Raw genomic sequence first — 15,138 nt, forward strand, 5'->3', positions numbered from 1 at the left:
ATGAGTTCCAAGTTTAAAGTATCGCATTTATATCTGTGGCTCGTGTTCATCATCCTGTATGCGCCGATTCTGTACCTTGCGTACTACTCGTTCAACAGCGGCGAGACGATGCACGGTTTCGAGGGCTTCACCTGGCATTGGTACCGGGAGGTGTTCGCGGATACGAGGCTCCTGATCATCCTGATGAATACGATCGTCATTGCGCTCTTCTCTTCGGTGATCTCGACGATTCTCGGCGTGATCGGCGCGATTGCGATCCATCGGCTGCGGAAGCTGCAAAATCAGAATGCGCTGCTGTCGCTCAACAACGTGCTGATCGTCAGCCCGGACGTCATCATCGGCGCTTCGTTCCTTATTCTGTTCACGATGCTCGGCATCAAGCTCGGCTTCGCGTCCGTGCTCATCTCGCATATCGCGTTCAGCGTGCCGATCGTCGTTATCATGGTGCTGCCCAAGCTAAAGGAAATGAGCCCGACGCTGCTGGATGCCGCGCGCGATCTTGGGGCGACGGAATGGGACGTGCTAGGGAAAGTCGTGCTGCCGTTTATCAAATCCGGCATTTTCGCAGGATTCTTCATGGCGCTGACGTACTCGCTGGACGATTTCGCAGTCACGTTCTTCGTCACGGGGAATGGTTTTACGACGCTTTCCGTCGAGATCTATTCCAGAGCTAGACAGGGCGTATCCTTGTCGATCAATGCGCTGTCGACGCTGATCTTCCTGTTCACGCTGGCGCTTGTCGTCGGGTATTATATGATCAGCCGCCGCGGTCAGAATAACAGCGCGGGACGTAAAGGCCGGGCCGTAGATTGGAAGGTGCCGAACGAATGAACCAGCTGCTGCGTATGCTGCTCCTTGTCGTCATCCTCGGATTTGCCCTAATGTACGGCGCTTCCGCGCTGAATTCGTCCGAGGGCTTCTCCGGCGCGAACACGCTGACGATTTATAACTGGGGCGATTACATCGACCCGGATCTGATATCGGAATTCGAGAAAGAATCCGGCATCAAGGTCATTTACCAAACCTTCGATTCCAACGAGGCGATGATGACGAAGATCGAACAAGGCGGCACGACGTTCGACATCAGCGTGCCTTCCGAATATGCGATCAGCAAAATGAAGGAAGAAAACCTGCTGCTGCCGATCGACAAGTCTAAGCTGCCGAATTTGAAATATATTAATCCGAGGTTCATGAACCTCTCATTCGACCCGAATAACGAATATTCCATTCCGTATTTCTGGGGAACAGTCGGTATCGTGTACAACTCGGAGATGCTCGGAGGCCGCACGTTCAAGAGCTGGAACGATCTGTGGGACCCGAGCCTGCGCAATCAGATTCTGCTCGTCGACGGCGCGCGCGAGGTTATCGGGTTCGGCTTGAACAGCCTGCATTATTCGCTCAACGATACGAACGAGGACCATCTGCAGGAAGCGAAGGCGAAGTTGAACAAGCTGACGCCGAACGTGAAGGCGATCGTCGGCGACGAGATCAAGATGCTGCTGGCGAACGAAGAAGCGGCGGTCGGCGTCGTCTGGTCCGGCGACGCGTCGGAGATCATGGACGCCAACGACAAGCTGGATTACGTCGTGCCGGAGGAAGGCTCGAACCTGTGGTTCGACAACATGGTCATTCCGAAGACGGCGAAGAACGTCGAGGGCGCGCACAAGTTCATCAACTTCATGCTCGATCCGAAGCATGCCGCGCAGAACGCCGAATACGTCGGCTACGCCACGCCGAACGCGAAGGCGCTCGAATACTTGCCGGAGGATATCTCGGGGGATAAACGGTTCTATCCGGCCCCGGAGCTGACGTCGAAGCTTGAAGTGTACAAGAATTTGGGTAAAAAGATGCTGGCTCACTATAACGAACTGTTCTTGGAGTTCAAGATGCACCGGAAGTAAGAGAAACTGGGGGCGTGAACTTTCATGGGAGAAGGACCAGGCATCAAGGAGAAGAGCCGGACGGCGAAAGTTTGGCTCGGTATTGCCTGCGGGAACGGGCTCGCCGTCATTCTGTTGCTGCTCAGCATGCTTGCGTTAAAGTGGCAGGAGAATTTTAACGGGGTCTACATCTTTGCGGATTTCATCGTTGTGCCGATCGTCATCGGCATCGTCAATGCTTATGTGCTGCGGGGCGAGAAAGTAGGCGCGCCGAAGTATATGCTGTACGGATTGTACAACCTGCTTGTCGTGAATCTGGGAGCGGCTTTGCTCTTGAGGGAAGGGTATATTTGCTTACTCATTCTCTCGCCGCTGATTTACTTCTTCATCATGATGGGGATGTTGATCGGCTGGGGCATGTTCAGAAAGGTCGACCATCGGGTCAATATTTCGATTCTGGCAGGATTGGGCGTGCTCTTGGTTGCTAACCTCGTCACCGCTTCGCCTGGCGGCAGCACGCTTGTCAGCGACACCGTCGTCATCGACGCCAGTCCGGATGAAGTATGGAAGCATGTCGTTGCCTTCGATCCGATTACGGAGAAGCCGGAATATTGGCTGTTTCGGATCGGCCTTCCGAGCCCGGTACAGTCGACGGCGGAGGGCGATTTCGTCGGGGCATGGCGCAAATGCATCTTCTCGAACGGCATCGTATTCGACGAGCGGATCGCGGAGCTGGAGCCGGGGGTTAAGCTGACCTTCGACATTACGAAGCAGCCGGACGATCCGGAAATCATGGGGCATCTGGATCTGCAGAAGGGGCAGTTCATCCTGAAGGACAACGGCGACGGCACGACGACGCTGATCGGCAACAGCTGGTACGACTTGAAAGTGAAGCCGCCGCTGTACTTCAACGTGTGGGCGAAGAGCATCGTGCGCAACGTGCATTTGGAAGTGATGCAGCATATCAAGACGCTATCGGAAGCGGCGTGAAGCTGAAGCAGCGTGCGGCGATCGGACTATGCCGATACGGCGGGGCGTTGCCGGAAGTCGGCGAATGCCGCGCGCCGGTCGATTCTCTCGGGCGATGAATAAAAGGCAGGTCGGGACGAGATGTCCCGACCTGCCTTTTATGGTATGCGCCTGATGCTGCATACGGATGGGAGCGAGGGGCTCGCGTAGCGTGGTACTCGCTTGCGATGGGAGCAGTCCGCGTAGCGAGCAGTTCGCGTAGCGAGCAGACCGCGTAGCGAGCAGACCGCGTAGCGAGCAGACCGCGTTGGAGTTGCCCGCGATGCGAGCAGTCCGCATAGCGAGCAGTCCGTGTAGCGAGCAGACTGCGTTGGAGTTGCCCGCGATGCGAGCAATCCGCATAGCGAGCAGTCCGCATAGCGAGCAGTCCGTGTAGCGAGCAGTTCGCGTAGCGAGCAGTTCGTGTAGCGAGCAGTTCGCGTAGCGAGCAGTTCGCGTAGCGAGCAGTCCGTGTAGCGAGCAGTTCGCGTAGCGAGCAGTCCGTGTAGCGAGCAGTTCGCGTAGCGAGCAGTTCGCGTAGCGAGCAGACCGCGTAGCGAGCAGACCGCGTAGCGAGCAGACCACGTAGCGATCAGACCGCGTAGCGAGCAGACCGCGTTGGAGTTGCCCGCGATGCGAGCAGTCCGCATAGCGAGCAGACCGCATAACGATCTGCCCGCAATGCGAGTTGCCCGTGATGCGAGCTGCCTACATTCGGTGCCGCCATCGAATTCCAACCGTACGGCGGTTGCTTGATCATGTAACGAACCCGGATAGCGTTATTTGTGCTTTTTAGCGTCCTTGCTTATTCTAACGAATCCAGAAACGCTTATGAATGCTCAAGAGGAGAAAATAAGCCTAATAAACGGCATATTGCAGGAGATAACGTGTGTACGGTTCGTTAGCCGCCGAATCTGCCATTTTAGCCCTTCATAAGGCGTCTGGAGTTCGTTACGCTTGAGTCAGGCAAGCGTCTCGTTGCCTGATAAGAATCTTGGGCTGTTTTCGGAGTCGTGGTGAGCAGTTTGGCTAACGGCCCCGGCAAGGGGGCCGATCCTTGGCGGAACCACGGCCGATCCTTGGCGGAACCAGGGCCGTTCCTTGGCGGAACCAGGGCCGTTCCTTGGCGGAACCACGGCCGTTCCTTGGCGGAACCACGGCCGTTCCTTGGCGGAACCACGGCCGTACTCTCCCGTTTAGAATTGCAGCACGACCATGGCATGGCACGTGAATTCCGGCACGGCGTAGCTGACCGCGCCGCCCGATTGCTCGAACGGAAGCGCCTCGCCGCTTGGCGCCAGATAAACGGCCTTCACCGGCCGATCCGCACGCACGGTGACCGCTGTGTTGTACAGCGGCGTTAGATCCTCGATGATTTGGATGTTTTCGCCGCGCGTGACCGGGGCTGCGTACAGCAAATGCTGCACCCAGCGATTATGGCTTTCCTGTTTCTGCAGCGTAACGATGCCCTGCGCGGGCAGCGATGTCGCCAGCGTCTTTTCCGGCAGCAGGCGGTTCAGCGCATAGAGGACGGTTTCCTTCAGCGCGAGGCTGCCCTTGGACGCGTAGTCCTCGAAGACGTTCCAGGCAATGTAGATGCCGTCTTTGCCTTCCGTCATGCCCGGGCCCGCGGGTTGGCCGGTGTTGGGCGTATGCTGATGCGAGCAGAACGTGAAGATGTCGCGGTTGAAATACGAATTTTCGCGCGTTCCGAGCGGTTGGCCGCCATCGCTCAGCTCCACTTCCTGGCCATCCGCGTACATGATGAACGATGCCGGAGGCAAGCCGGCGACGGAGAAGTCCGGCCGGAAGTAGCTCGGCTTGTACGCGGAGCGGCCGAGATACGCGGCGCCGAGATCCCAGGCAAAACCGCCGAGCGGATCGGATTCGCCGGAAGCACCAGCGCTGCTTGCAGCAGATCCGCCGGAGCCGCCTTGGGCGCCGCTGCCTGCCTTGAGGCCGGATTCGCCGGATGCGAGCAGCTTGCCGCCGGATGCGAGGAAGCTGTCGATCTTCGCTTGCAGGCGGTCGTCGACGATCGCGCGGTCCGGCAGGAGCAATACTTTGTAGCTGGCGAAATCCGCTTCCCGATCCACGACATCGAACAGGAACTTGCCTTCCAGCAGCATGCGGACGGCGCCGGCGTCGGAGCTGCCTTTTGCCAGGCCGTGAAGCTCTTCCTTCTCCGGATGGAGCGCTTCGATCGTCAGCAGGGCGATGTCCGCCGCGGCTTCGACGTCGCTGCACCATGCTTCCTTCGCTTCCACTTCGCTGTACGCCGCGCCGATCAGGGCATAGGTCGCTTCGTCCATGACGCCCGCCGGATGGAGCTGGTCGCCGATCGAGCAGCGGGCGCCGTTCGCGAGGCTGAGCGCCGTCTCGTAGCGGAGCGCGTTGGGATGCTTATAGCCCCCGAATTCGCCCCAGGTAGTATGGAACTTGCCCGTCATGCCGAGGTAGTCCATGCCGAGCGTCTGCACGTAGCGCGCCGACATCGGGAAATGATCGTAGCCCCAGCCTCCCGTCGGCAGCGATTCCAGCTCCAGATGGGTGTTGAAATGCGCCAGGTCGCGCCGGCCGCGGCGGATATGCCCGCCGTTATGGAAGACGGGCAGACCCGGGTTGTGTTTATGCACCGCTTCATTCGTCCGCGCGGCGTAGTTGGCATACGTCCGCTCCCACAGCGCAAGCATCGCGTCGTCGTCGCGAGGATCGCCGCCTTCGGCGCGGATGGAGGCGACGCAGGCTTGGCAATAGCAAGGAACGACGCCGACGATATCGAGGAAAATGCCGTTCGTATCGTAATTCTGCACGACCTCTTCGATCTGCGCGACGAGGATATCCAGATACGGCGTGTTCATGCAAAGCCGGTGGTAGCCCGGGGACATGAAGTCGCCCGCCCATGTCGTGCTTTCGTTCTTGCCGCGGATCAGCCATTCCGGATGACGGCGGGTGATTTTCTCGTCGAGTCCCGCGGAGATGTAGACGGGCGTGTTGACGCCGATCTCGTGCGCGGCATTGATCATCGCGGCGAGCAGGTCGAATTTCAGTTCGGGATGGATTTCATTGGCTTCGGAAGGGTGGTAGGCCCAGCCGTGATGGCATTTGGAGAATACGGTAATGGAATCGACATGGCCTTTGCGCAGCATGCTTTGAAACTGTTCCTTGGAGAACCGGCTGCCGATCTGGCCGATCGCCTCGGACGTATGAAAATCAAGATGGACCTGGCGGAAACGCATCGTGAACTTCCTCCCATTCGGTAGAGATGTCTTGTCTTTAATGTAAGGGATTGCAATGCAGGCTGGGTAGCGCCGTTTTCTGCCCAAAATAGCACAATATCGACTAGTTGGCCGCCCGGCGATGCCGTATAATACACGGTAAAAGCAACGGGCACCACTATTGCGATAGAAGGCGGTGACGAGGTTGGATTGTTTGGAGCTGCGCATTCCGCCGCTTCCCCAGCTGCTCATGATCGGACATGCCGTATGGCCGCATGGCCTGCAGCATTTCAAGCGGTCGTTCAGCGTGTACGATATGCTGTACGTCGTTCGCGGACGGTTTTATATGACGGAGGACGATACGGCTTACGAATTGGAACGGGGAGACCTGCTTATTTTGGAACCGGGGCGGACGCATTTCGGGCAGCGGCCGGTGACGGAGCCGACGGAGCTGTACTGGGTGCATTTCAGCCATCCCCATCCGCCGGTGACGAAGGGGCACGAAGCGATCATGTGGTCGACGCTGCTGGGCAAAGGGACCGACAAGGACCTGACGCCGGTGGATCAATACATGTACCTGCCGAAGCATGCCAATATCGATCCCGCGCTGCTCGTGCCGCTGCTGGACGAGATGACGGAGCTTCACGAAACGCTGACCTTGCGCAACTCGCTGCGGCTCAACGTGCTCGTCGGCGAGCTGTTCGAGCGGCTGCAATCGACGATCAGCGGCGGCTTGAACAGCCGGCCGTACCAAATTTCGGAGCGGGCCGTGCATTACTTGAAGGCGCATATGCTGGAACCGTTCGATGCTGAAGCGATGGCCGGCGCGCTGCATTACAACTTCGATTACCTCTCCCGCTGCCTCAAAAAATTCACCGGCATGAGTCCGCTCCAGTATATGCATCACCTGCAAATGAACCGTGCCGTCACGCTGTTGCTGACGACGGACCTGTCGGTTCAGGAGGTGGGGGAGCAGGCGGGCCAGCCGAACGGGAACTATTTTATCCGGCTGTTCCATAAGCATATGGGAGCGTCGCCGGGAGCTTACCGGGCCATGCATCGGGCCAGAGCGTAAGGGGACAGTGGCGGTGTCGGCGGCTGATGATGAGATCAAGCGCCAGTGGCGCATACACGCGGCGCAGTCGGGCGTCGCAACCGCGAGGTCAAGCGGCAGCCGACTGCGCTACAACCGCGCCGCCAATCGCCCCGCCGGCTGCGCCGCAACCGCGCGCCGGCAGCCGATTGCCGTCCTCTGCACGCTGCCTGTTTCAGATCGAATCCCACTCCACGTTCAACAGATACCGCGCAGCGGGCGAGAGGCGCTTGTATGTTTTAACTCGAATATAATCCCGCGTATCCAGATGCGCGCCCGACTGCTTCTGCTCTCTCCCCATGTAGAACGGATGCAGCGCCCTGCGCGTACCGTCCGTCCTGTTCTGCGTGCCGCCGTGCCACAGGTGGCTGGACATGACGGCGACCGATCCGGCGGGAGCGAGCACGAGCACTTCGTCCGGATGCGCCTCCTGCGCCTTGCCTTTCGGCCAATCGTAGGCGGGATTGACGCCGCTCCGGTGTGTGCCGGGCACGACGCGCGTCGCGCCGTTGGTCGGAGTGAAGTCGTCCAGCATGACGAGGCAGGTGACCGCATTAAGCCGCCCGTCCGGACCCGACGGCCAGTCGCTGTGCAGCGCTTGCAGTCCTTCTCCGGGAACGGCGTCGCGGCCATTCAGCGTAACGAACCGGAAATCGCGGCCGAGCAGATGCCAGACGGCGGCAAGCACCTTGGGCATGACATACATGGCGTCGAATTCCGGACCTTGATTCTCGAGATCGAACAACCGGCGCGTTCCGGCTTCCCGCTGGTGGGCAATCGTTCCCGCCGATTTCGCCATGAGCGCCTCATACCTCTCCCTCAGCGCTTCAAGCTGTTCTTCGCCGATCAATCTTTCGAAGACGATAAATCCCCGCTCGCTCAGCGTTTGCTTCTCCGTTTCGCTCAATGTCTGCTCGTGTACCCCGAGCGAGACAAGCATCTCCTGAATATTCATGAAGGCGGCTCTCCTTTGAAAAATATGGAATTTGGCTATGTGCCAAGCGTAGCATCGATAAAGGTACAGATAAATGCGCATTCCTGCGCATTTAGTATGAATTCTTGCTTTTCCGGCATGGCGGAATGTCCGGGCCCAGGGCAAGCGGATTCTGGCTGCGGTGCGGGGCCGCGATTTCTTTTGCCGGAATAGCATTGTCAAATCGGCCGATTTCTTGTTTAATGAGTATATATCATATTTTTATTTACTAATTAATAAAAATATTAATCATACTTATTCAAAGAGGAGCTGACCGCAAGCATGATTAACCGCGCCATCATTAACGCCGATCGTCCGATCGGCAGCATCGACCGCAACATTTACGGCCATTTCGCCGAGCATTTGGGACGTTGTATATACGAAGGGATCTGGGTAGGCGAGGATTCCGAGATTCCCAATACGCAAGGCATTCGCAACGACGTTCTGCAAGCGCTTCAAGGACTGAATATTCCGGTGCTGCGCTGGCCGGGCGGCTGCTTCGCCGACGAGTACCACTGGAAGGACGGCATCGGTCCGCGGGAATCGCGCAAACGGATGGTGAACACGAATTGGGGCGGCGTCGTCGAGAACAATCATTTCGGCACGCACGAGTTCCTGCTTCTGTGCGAGCTGCTCGGCTGCGAGCCGTACATCAACGGCAATGTCGGCAGCGGCACGGTGCAGGAAATGCAGGAATGGGTGGAATACATGACGTTCGAGGGCGAATCGCCGATGGCGGCGCTTCGTGCGGCCGGGGGACGCGAGAAACCGTGGAAGATCAACTATTTCGGCGTCGGTAACGAGAACTGGGGCTGCGGCGGCAACATGCGTCCGGAGTATTATGCGGACGAGTACCGCCGCTACCAGACGTACGTGCGCAATTACGGCGATAACAAGATTACGAGAATCGCGTGCGGAGCGAGCGATTTCAACTATAACTGGACGGAAGTGCTCATGCGCGAAGCCGCGCCGTATATGGACGCGCTGACGCTGCACTATTATACGGTTCCATTCGTGTGGGCCGCGAAAGGCTCGGCAACGGATTTTGACGAGAAGACGTGGTTCGAGACGCTGCGCAAATCGCTCGTGATGGACGAGCTGATCGCGAAGCACAAGACGATCATGGACAAATACGATCCCGGCAAACGGATCAGCCTGATCGTTGACGAATGGGGCACCTGGTACGACGTCGAGCCGGGCACGAACCCGGGCTTCTTATACCAGCAGAACACGATGCGGGACGCGCTCGTTGCCGCCGCGACGCTGCATATTTTCCACAAGCACAGCGACCGGGTGCGGATGGCGAACATCGCCCAGACGGTGAACGTGCTGCAAGCCGTCGTGCTGACGGAAGGCGGGAAAATGACGGTCACGCCGACGTACCATGTGTTCGAGATGTTCAAAGTGCATCATGACGCGGAGCTGCTGGACTTGGTCTTCGAATCCGCGCCGTATGCCTATGACGGGGCGGAAATTCCGCAGACGAGCATTTCGGCTTCGCGCGGTCAAGACGGCAGCATGCATATCAGCTTGTGCAACCTGAGCCACGATGCGGATGCGGTGCTGTCCTTCGAGCTTCGCGGACTGGCGGCGAACGATGCGCCGATCGCCGGAACGCTGCTGCAAGGCGACGTGCTGAACGCGCATAACACGGTGGAACAACCGGATCGCGTCCAGCCGGTACCGTTCTCGGGGGCGGAACGTCTGGCGGACGGCACGATCCAGGTCGTTCTCCCGCCGGCATCCGTAGCCGTGCTGCGCATCGGTTAACGAGCCATGCAGCAGGCGTCCACGGTTGGCAAAGAGCCCTGCAAAGGCTGCAGCGCATCCGTCCACGTCACGGACGAGCAGATCGAGCGGGTGCTGGGCAAGCTGGCGCTGCATCCCGGAGACTGCGTGAGCGACGACGGATATGCAGCGCGCCTGGAACAGTGCGATGCCTGTCCCTCGCTGCAGTACGGCTCGACCTGCGCGCACTGCGGCTGCTTCGTCCGGGTCCGCGCCAAGCTGGCTGCGAAGGATTGTCCGCGTCCGGGCGGTTCCCGCTGGCAGTGAGAGGGAGCTTCGGAAGCGGAACGCTTGGCAGAAGCTGTCATCTGAACCTTCATTTCCGCTATGGCTTGGCGGAAGTGAAGGTTTATTTTTGCGTAGGAGATTCGCCGGGGGTTGCCTGCACACGAATCATCTATTATCGTGGAAGGAGAGTAATAGAGTTGAGAGAGCCGGAAACGAATTCGGCAAGATGCGGATGGAGGCGATTCGATGCAAGCAATAGTCCGATCGGCGCAAGGCGTCGGCGCATGGAACGAGGATGCCCTCGTATGCGACGAGCGGCGCGGGTTATACGGGGTCATTGATGGAGCGACGTCTTTCGCTCCGTATCGCGGGCCGGGTGGAGAAACAGGAGGCTATTTGGCCGCCCAAGGCATCGCCGCTGCCTGCCGCGACGACGCGTCGGCCGGAAAGCCGCTGCCGGAGATGCTGCTGCAGGCGAACGCGCGTCTTCGCGAGGCAATGGATGCGGCAGGCATAGCACCGCATGTGCCGGAAGAACTTTGGAGCGCCTGCGCCGCGTTCGTGCGCATCGGCCCGTCGTGGATCGAATTCGCGCAGCTGGGCGACTGCATGCTGGCCGTCTATTACGCCGACGGCACGATCCGCATCGTGACGCATGATCAGCTGGCGCACGTGGACGACCGCAGCAAGGCGGTCTGGTTCGAGGGCATCGCCGCCGGCTTGACCGCTCCGGCCGACCTGAGGGAGCACACCATGGGACAACTCATTGCCGGCCGGGCGCTCGCGAACCGTCCCGGCGGTTACGGCGTGCTGAACGGGGACCCCGCGTGCGCGGACTACTTGGAATTCGGCCGGATCAGCTCGTCGAACGCCGCCGCGCTGCTGCTGTTCTCGGACGGCTTGTACATCCCGAAGCCGCCCGGCGTGTCCGACAAAGACAGCGCGGCCGAAATCGCCGCGCTCGTCAGGGATATGGGTTTGGACCGATATCTGGAATGGCTTACGGATCTGGAGAATACGGACCCCGATTGCACGCTTTATCCGCGCATGAAGAAGTCCGACGATAAAACGGCGATCTGGATCGAGCTGACCTAGAAGCCGTGCTCGGCCGCATAACGTCCCCAGTGAGGACGGCTGCCGTCGGCATCGGCGTACCCGTACTCCTCGGCCAGATCCCATGAGGTCAGCGCCTTGCCCGATTTGGCCTGCACGTTCGGATCCGCGGCAAGCGCCGCTGCCGCTTGGCCGACATACGCAGGCGTCTCCGACTGCAGGAAATGCACGTCTTTCGCGGCGCCTTCGCGCCAGTTCTCTTCCGTGACGCCGAAGTGGTCCAGCATGGCTTCGGAACGGAGGAAGCCGGGCGTCAGCGCCAGCGCGGTCACGTTATGCGGCGCCAGGTCCGCCGCCATGGCCTGCGCCAAGTGAATGACGGAGATCTTCGCCAGGCTGTAATACAAATTGCCGCGGTACCGGTAATCGTAGCCGTCCGTAATTTCAATAATAAGTCCTGACCGCCGGCTTACCATGAGCGGCGCGGCATAATAGCTGGCCATCATATGCGTCTGCACGCCGCGCTGCTGCACAAGCAGCCCGTTATGGAGCGAATGCTCCCAGAACGGCTGGCCCCACACGGTGAGCGGATCGCCGCCCCAAATATCGTTCACCAGCACATCCAGCCGGCCATCCTGCTCCTCGTCCACTTGTTGAAACAACGCGCGGACGTCCGCTTCCACGGTGAAATCGGTCCGCACGGCAATGCCGCGGCCGCCTGCCTCCGTGACGAGCGCCGCCGTTTCCTCGATCGTCTCGCGTCTGCCCATATCCGACAAGCCGAGCTTCGAGCTTCTTCCGGTCACGTATACGGTCGCGCCCGCCTTGCCCAATTGAACCGCGATTCCGCGTCCGGCACCGCGGGTAGCGCCGGCAACGACGGCAATGCGGCCGGCTAATGGTTGATGCTTCATGCAAGATTCCTCCTTCGGGTTTTCTCCATCATTTATCCGTCTCAGCATAAGTGTACCCTGGATGCACCGGCGACTGCCATGCAAGCGGATCACGCGCGATAATCGGCGAGAAATCCGATTTTTCCGTAGCCGACTCCCCCCGAGAGCCGCTATAATGAACAGAACATTCATATAATGGGGGAGTTCGTATCATGTGGATCATCTTATTATTGCTTGCGGTTGCGGGATTTCAGGGGCTGTCGATGCTCGTCTCGCGCAACAGGCTGGCGCATTTTGACGCTTCGATCATCGATGCGGTGCAAGGCTGGGAGAACGATACGCTGACCGCGATTGCCAAGGTACTGGCCAAGGTCGGTTCGTCGGCGGTCATCATACCGGCGCTGCTCGTCCTTGCCGTTGTGCTCTATATCGTGCTGAAGCATCGCAAGGAACTCGTCCTGCTTATCGGGGGCATGCTCGGCTCGACGCTGCTGAACGATGCGCTGAAGCCGATCTACCGGCGCGCGCGTCCGGACATTCACCGGATCGTCGAGGAGCAGGGCTACAGTTACCCGAGCGGTCAATCGATGGCGGCGTTCACGTTTTATTTTCTCGTTACCTATCTGCTTTGGAGGCATCTGCCGAATCGGGGATGGAGGATCGCGCTGCTGGCATTCAGTTTCATGATGATCGTAAGCATCGGCCTCAGCCGCGTTTATCTCGGCGTTCATTACCCGTCCGATGTTCTCGCCGGCTACTGGGTCAGCGCGTGCTGGGTGACGCTGTGCATCCGGTTGTTCCGGCAATGGGCGCCCCTGCGGCGATAACGCACGGAATTTGAACCTTTCGGATCATTGTTAAATACTGTCATGTTAGGTAATCTAAGAGGGCTTGGAAACTACGACTTGAGTAATAGGGAGAGAGAATTCAGATGAAGATGAAACGTTGGATCGGACTGGCTTTAACGCTTGTCATGGCGATAACGATGTTCGCGGGAACGACTTCCGCAGCGAGCATAAGCACGGACATTAAAGTAAAACTCAACGGAGAGTGGGTTATTTTCCCGTCTCCGCCCGTATTGTTGAACGGCAAAACCTTCGTGGAATTCCGCACGCTCTTTACGAAGCTGGGCTATTCCATCGATTACAACGCAACAACGAAGACGATCAATGCGAAGTCGGCTTCCCGCAGCATCCAAATGACGCCGACAGGCACGAGCGCGCTCGTTGACGGAGCGAAAGTGCCGGTTAACGGCGAGATGAAGCTGCTGAACGGCCGCACGATGGTGGGCGTTCGTTTCATTGCAACGCTGTCCGATAAGAACGTCGACTGGGACGGCGCGAAGAAAACCGTTACGATTACGGACAAAGGCCCAACAGCCGCGCAGCAAGCCGAACTGTTCGCGGTATTGAACGGCCTGGCGACTGCCGAGGACAAACAGGATGCCGACGCCTTCATGGCGCTGATCCATTCCCAGATGCCGCTGAAGAAACAGCTGGAGGCGAATATTCGCGCACAGTACGCGAAGCTCCACACCCAGACGATCTACAAGGAAATGTCGATCGATACCTACTCGTCGACGGAAGCCGTCGTCTACACGCTGGAACAAAACAAGAAGATCAGCGGCGACGGTTTCTTCCCGGAATCCGAGTATGAGATGTACTATACGCTGCGCAAAGACACGAACGGCAAATGGGCCGTTTACGATATCGAACTGGACAGCACGCGAGTGATCGACGAGGACGGCATGTGGGCACAGGAAATCACGGTTCCCGATGCGGATAAGACAGCGCTGCTGGGCGCGGTGAACGCGCAGGTTGCCGCAATGAACGCCAAGGACCTTGCTGCCTACAAAGCAACGCTCGATCCCAACGATGACGGATTCGACGACGATGCGGACACGCTGGAACAGATTTTCAGCGACGATACCTTCATATTCAAAGCAACGGTCGACCGCACCGCGATTGTCGAGCTGAGCGACGATAGCGCGACCGTGCTGGTGTCTTTCCAGTACGAGTTCGGCCCGAACGACGAAGAACCGATGAAATACGCCGCCGTTTCGGAATACCAGCTGGTGAAACAAGACGGGAAATGGCTCATCACGCCAGGATCGAACGAGAACGAATTGATTAGCGACGATCTCGAATAGGCTGGACGCGATTAACGATGCAATACTGGAAGTCATCTGAAAAGCTGCCGAAAGGCAGCTTTTTTGCTTATTAAGCGGCGCACCGGATTTCCGGATTTCATTTCGGCCCCTGCATTTTCACATGATGTTCATAATGGCCTGCTAGACTAGGGAACGGATACAGCGCATGGAACGGAAATCGTGAAACCAAACCAGCGAGGGGGCGAAAGCATGGAACCGTGGACCGAGTTTGAAGAAGCCGTGAAGCCGCATTTGAAACATGTGCGCACGTATTGCGGCTATTTGACGTCTTCGAAATGGGAGGCGGAGGATTTGCTGCAGGAGACGCTTCTTCGGGCGTTCAAGTATTACCGGGATACGGGTTTGCTGCGCCATCCCCGTTCATTGCTCTATAAGATCGCCCGAAATTTGCAAATCGACGCGCACCGCAGGCGGCACAGCACGACTGTCCCGCTCGATGAAGCGCTGCTGCAGCCGCATCATGATCCCGATTATATCTCCGTCCGGGGAATCTTGGAGTGGATGTCGGAGCATCTGTCCGAACGGGAGACGGAGATGCTGCTCATGGCGGAAGTGTTCGACTACACGTATCAAGATATCGCCGACGTGCTGCATTGCACCGTTCCGGCTGTCAAAATGGTGCTGCACCGTTCGAAGAACGCGCTCCGCAAACGCGGCCGTCCGCAGGATGGCGCAAGCGCGGCGAAGCGGGGCAGATCGGCGAACCGCAAAGGCGCGCCGAATCCCTTTACGCTGGAGCGCTGGACGACGTCATTGATGACGGGCGAACGGTAAGAATACGAAAGCCGCATAGACGAAAGCCCCTTTGGCGAAAGGGGCTTTTTCATCGTTTTC

Annotated in this window: 13 protein-coding genes; 10 read left to right on the forward strand and 3 right to left on the reverse strand. The window is 58.6% G+C overall.

Going from position 1 to position 15,138, the window contains the following annotated elements:
- From GZH47_RS20770 to GZH47_RS20780, 3 genes are read left to right on the forward strand one after another with little or no spacing between them, the layout of a single operon-like run.
- On the forward strand, positions 1–831 hold the full coding sequence (locus GZH47_RS20770) for an ABC transporter permease (protein WP_162642833.1): 831 nt from the start codon (positions 1–3) through the stop codon (positions 829–831).
- Positions 828–1,901: an ABC transporter substrate-binding protein gene (locus GZH47_RS20775; protein ID WP_162642836.1), complete on the forward strand. Its 1,074-nt coding sequence runs from the start codon at positions 828–830 to the stop codon at positions 1,899–1,901. Before GZH47_RS20770 ends, GZH47_RS20775 begins: the two co-directional genes overlap by 4 nt.
- Positions 1,902–1,925: 24 nt before the next feature.
- On the forward strand, positions 1,926–2,870 hold the full coding sequence (locus GZH47_RS20780; RefSeq protein ID WP_162642838.1) for an SRPBCC family protein: 945 nt from the start codon (positions 1,926–1,928) through the stop codon (positions 2,868–2,870).
- 1,214 nt (positions 2,871–4,084) lie between these two features.
- Here GZH47_RS20780 and GZH47_RS20785 read toward each other — a convergent pair.
- A complete protein-coding gene (locus GZH47_RS20785; RefSeq protein ID WP_162642840.1) occupies positions 4,085–6,127 on the reverse strand; it encodes an alpha-amylase family protein in 2,043 nt (680 codons plus the stop codon).
- A 175-nt stretch (positions 6,128–6,302) separates the two neighbouring features.
- On the opposite strand from GZH47_RS20785, the gene GZH47_RS20790 reads away from it, so the two are divergent.
- Positions 6,303–7,181: a helix-turn-helix transcriptional regulator gene (locus GZH47_RS20790; RefSeq protein ID WP_404823698.1), complete on the forward strand. Its 879-nt coding sequence runs from the start codon at positions 6,303–6,305 to the stop codon at positions 7,179–7,181.
- A gap of 193 nt (positions 7,182–7,374) precedes the next feature.
- Here GZH47_RS20790 and GZH47_RS20795 read toward each other — a convergent pair whose 3' ends face one another.
- Positions 7,375–8,154 (reverse strand): phytanoyl-CoA dioxygenase family protein, encoded by a 780-nt coding sequence (locus tag GZH47_RS20795; protein ID WP_162642844.1) that lies wholly within the window; start codon positions 8,152–8,154, stop codon positions 7,375–7,377.
- Positions 8,155–8,454: 300 nt separating this feature from the next.
- Between GZH47_RS20795 and GZH47_RS20800 the strand changes: the two genes are divergently transcribed.
- The 3 genes from GZH47_RS20800 (at position 8,455) to GZH47_RS20810 (ending at position 11,283) form a co-directional block, all read left to right on the forward strand.
- Positions 8,455–9,942 carry an alpha-N-arabinofuranosidase gene (locus tag GZH47_RS20800; protein ID WP_162642846.1) on the forward strand — a complete coding sequence of 496 codons (1,488 nt, stop codon included), beginning with the start codon at positions 8,455–8,457 and terminating at the stop codon, positions 9,940–9,942.
- 6 nt (positions 9,943–9,948) lie between these two features.
- The gene (locus tag GZH47_RS20805) at positions 9,949–10,227 is read left to right on the forward strand and encodes a DUF6171 family protein (protein ID WP_162642848.1); all 279 of its coding nucleotides are present in this window, start codon (positions 9,949–9,951) and stop codon (positions 10,225–10,227) included.
- Between the two features lie 207 nt (positions 10,228–10,434).
- Positions 10,435–11,283, forward strand: coding sequence for a protein phosphatase 2C domain-containing protein (locus tag GZH47_RS20810; protein WP_162642850.1), 849 nt, complete (start codon positions 10,435–10,437; stop codon positions 11,281–11,283).
- On the opposite strand, the gene GZH47_RS20815 is transcribed toward GZH47_RS20810, so the two are convergent.
- Entirely contained in the window at positions 11,280–12,155 is an 876-nt protein-coding gene (locus GZH47_RS20815; protein ID WP_162642851.1) for an SDR family oxidoreductase, read from the reverse strand. The genes GZH47_RS20810 and GZH47_RS20815 overlap by 4 nt on opposite strands.
- 191 nt (positions 12,156–12,346) lie before the next feature.
- Here GZH47_RS20815 and GZH47_RS20820 point away from each other — a divergent pair, with 191 nt between their 5' ends.
- From GZH47_RS20820 to GZH47_RS20830, 3 genes are all read left to right on the forward strand, one after another.
- Positions 12,347–12,961, forward strand: coding sequence for a phosphatase PAP2 family protein (locus tag GZH47_RS20820; RefSeq protein ID WP_162642853.1), 615 nt, complete (start codon positions 12,347–12,349; stop codon positions 12,959–12,961).
- A gap of 104 nt (positions 12,962–13,065) precedes the next feature.
- Entirely contained in the window at positions 13,066–14,283 is a 1,218-nt protein-coding gene (locus tag GZH47_RS20825; protein ID WP_162642855.1) for a copper amine oxidase N-terminal domain-containing protein, read from the forward strand.
- A gap of 210 nt (positions 14,284–14,493) precedes the next feature.
- Positions 14,494–15,078, forward strand: a complete 585-nt coding sequence (locus GZH47_RS20830) for an RNA polymerase sigma factor (RefSeq protein WP_162642857.1) — start codon at positions 14,494–14,496, stop codon at positions 15,076–15,078.
- The last annotated feature ends 60 nt before the right edge of the window (positions 15,079–15,138 follow it).

The sequence above is a fragment of the Paenibacillus rhizovicinus genome, assembly GCF_010365285.1.
Lineage (GTDB): Bacteria > Bacillota > Bacilli > Paenibacillales > Paenibacillaceae > Paenibacillus_Z > Paenibacillus_Z rhizovicinus.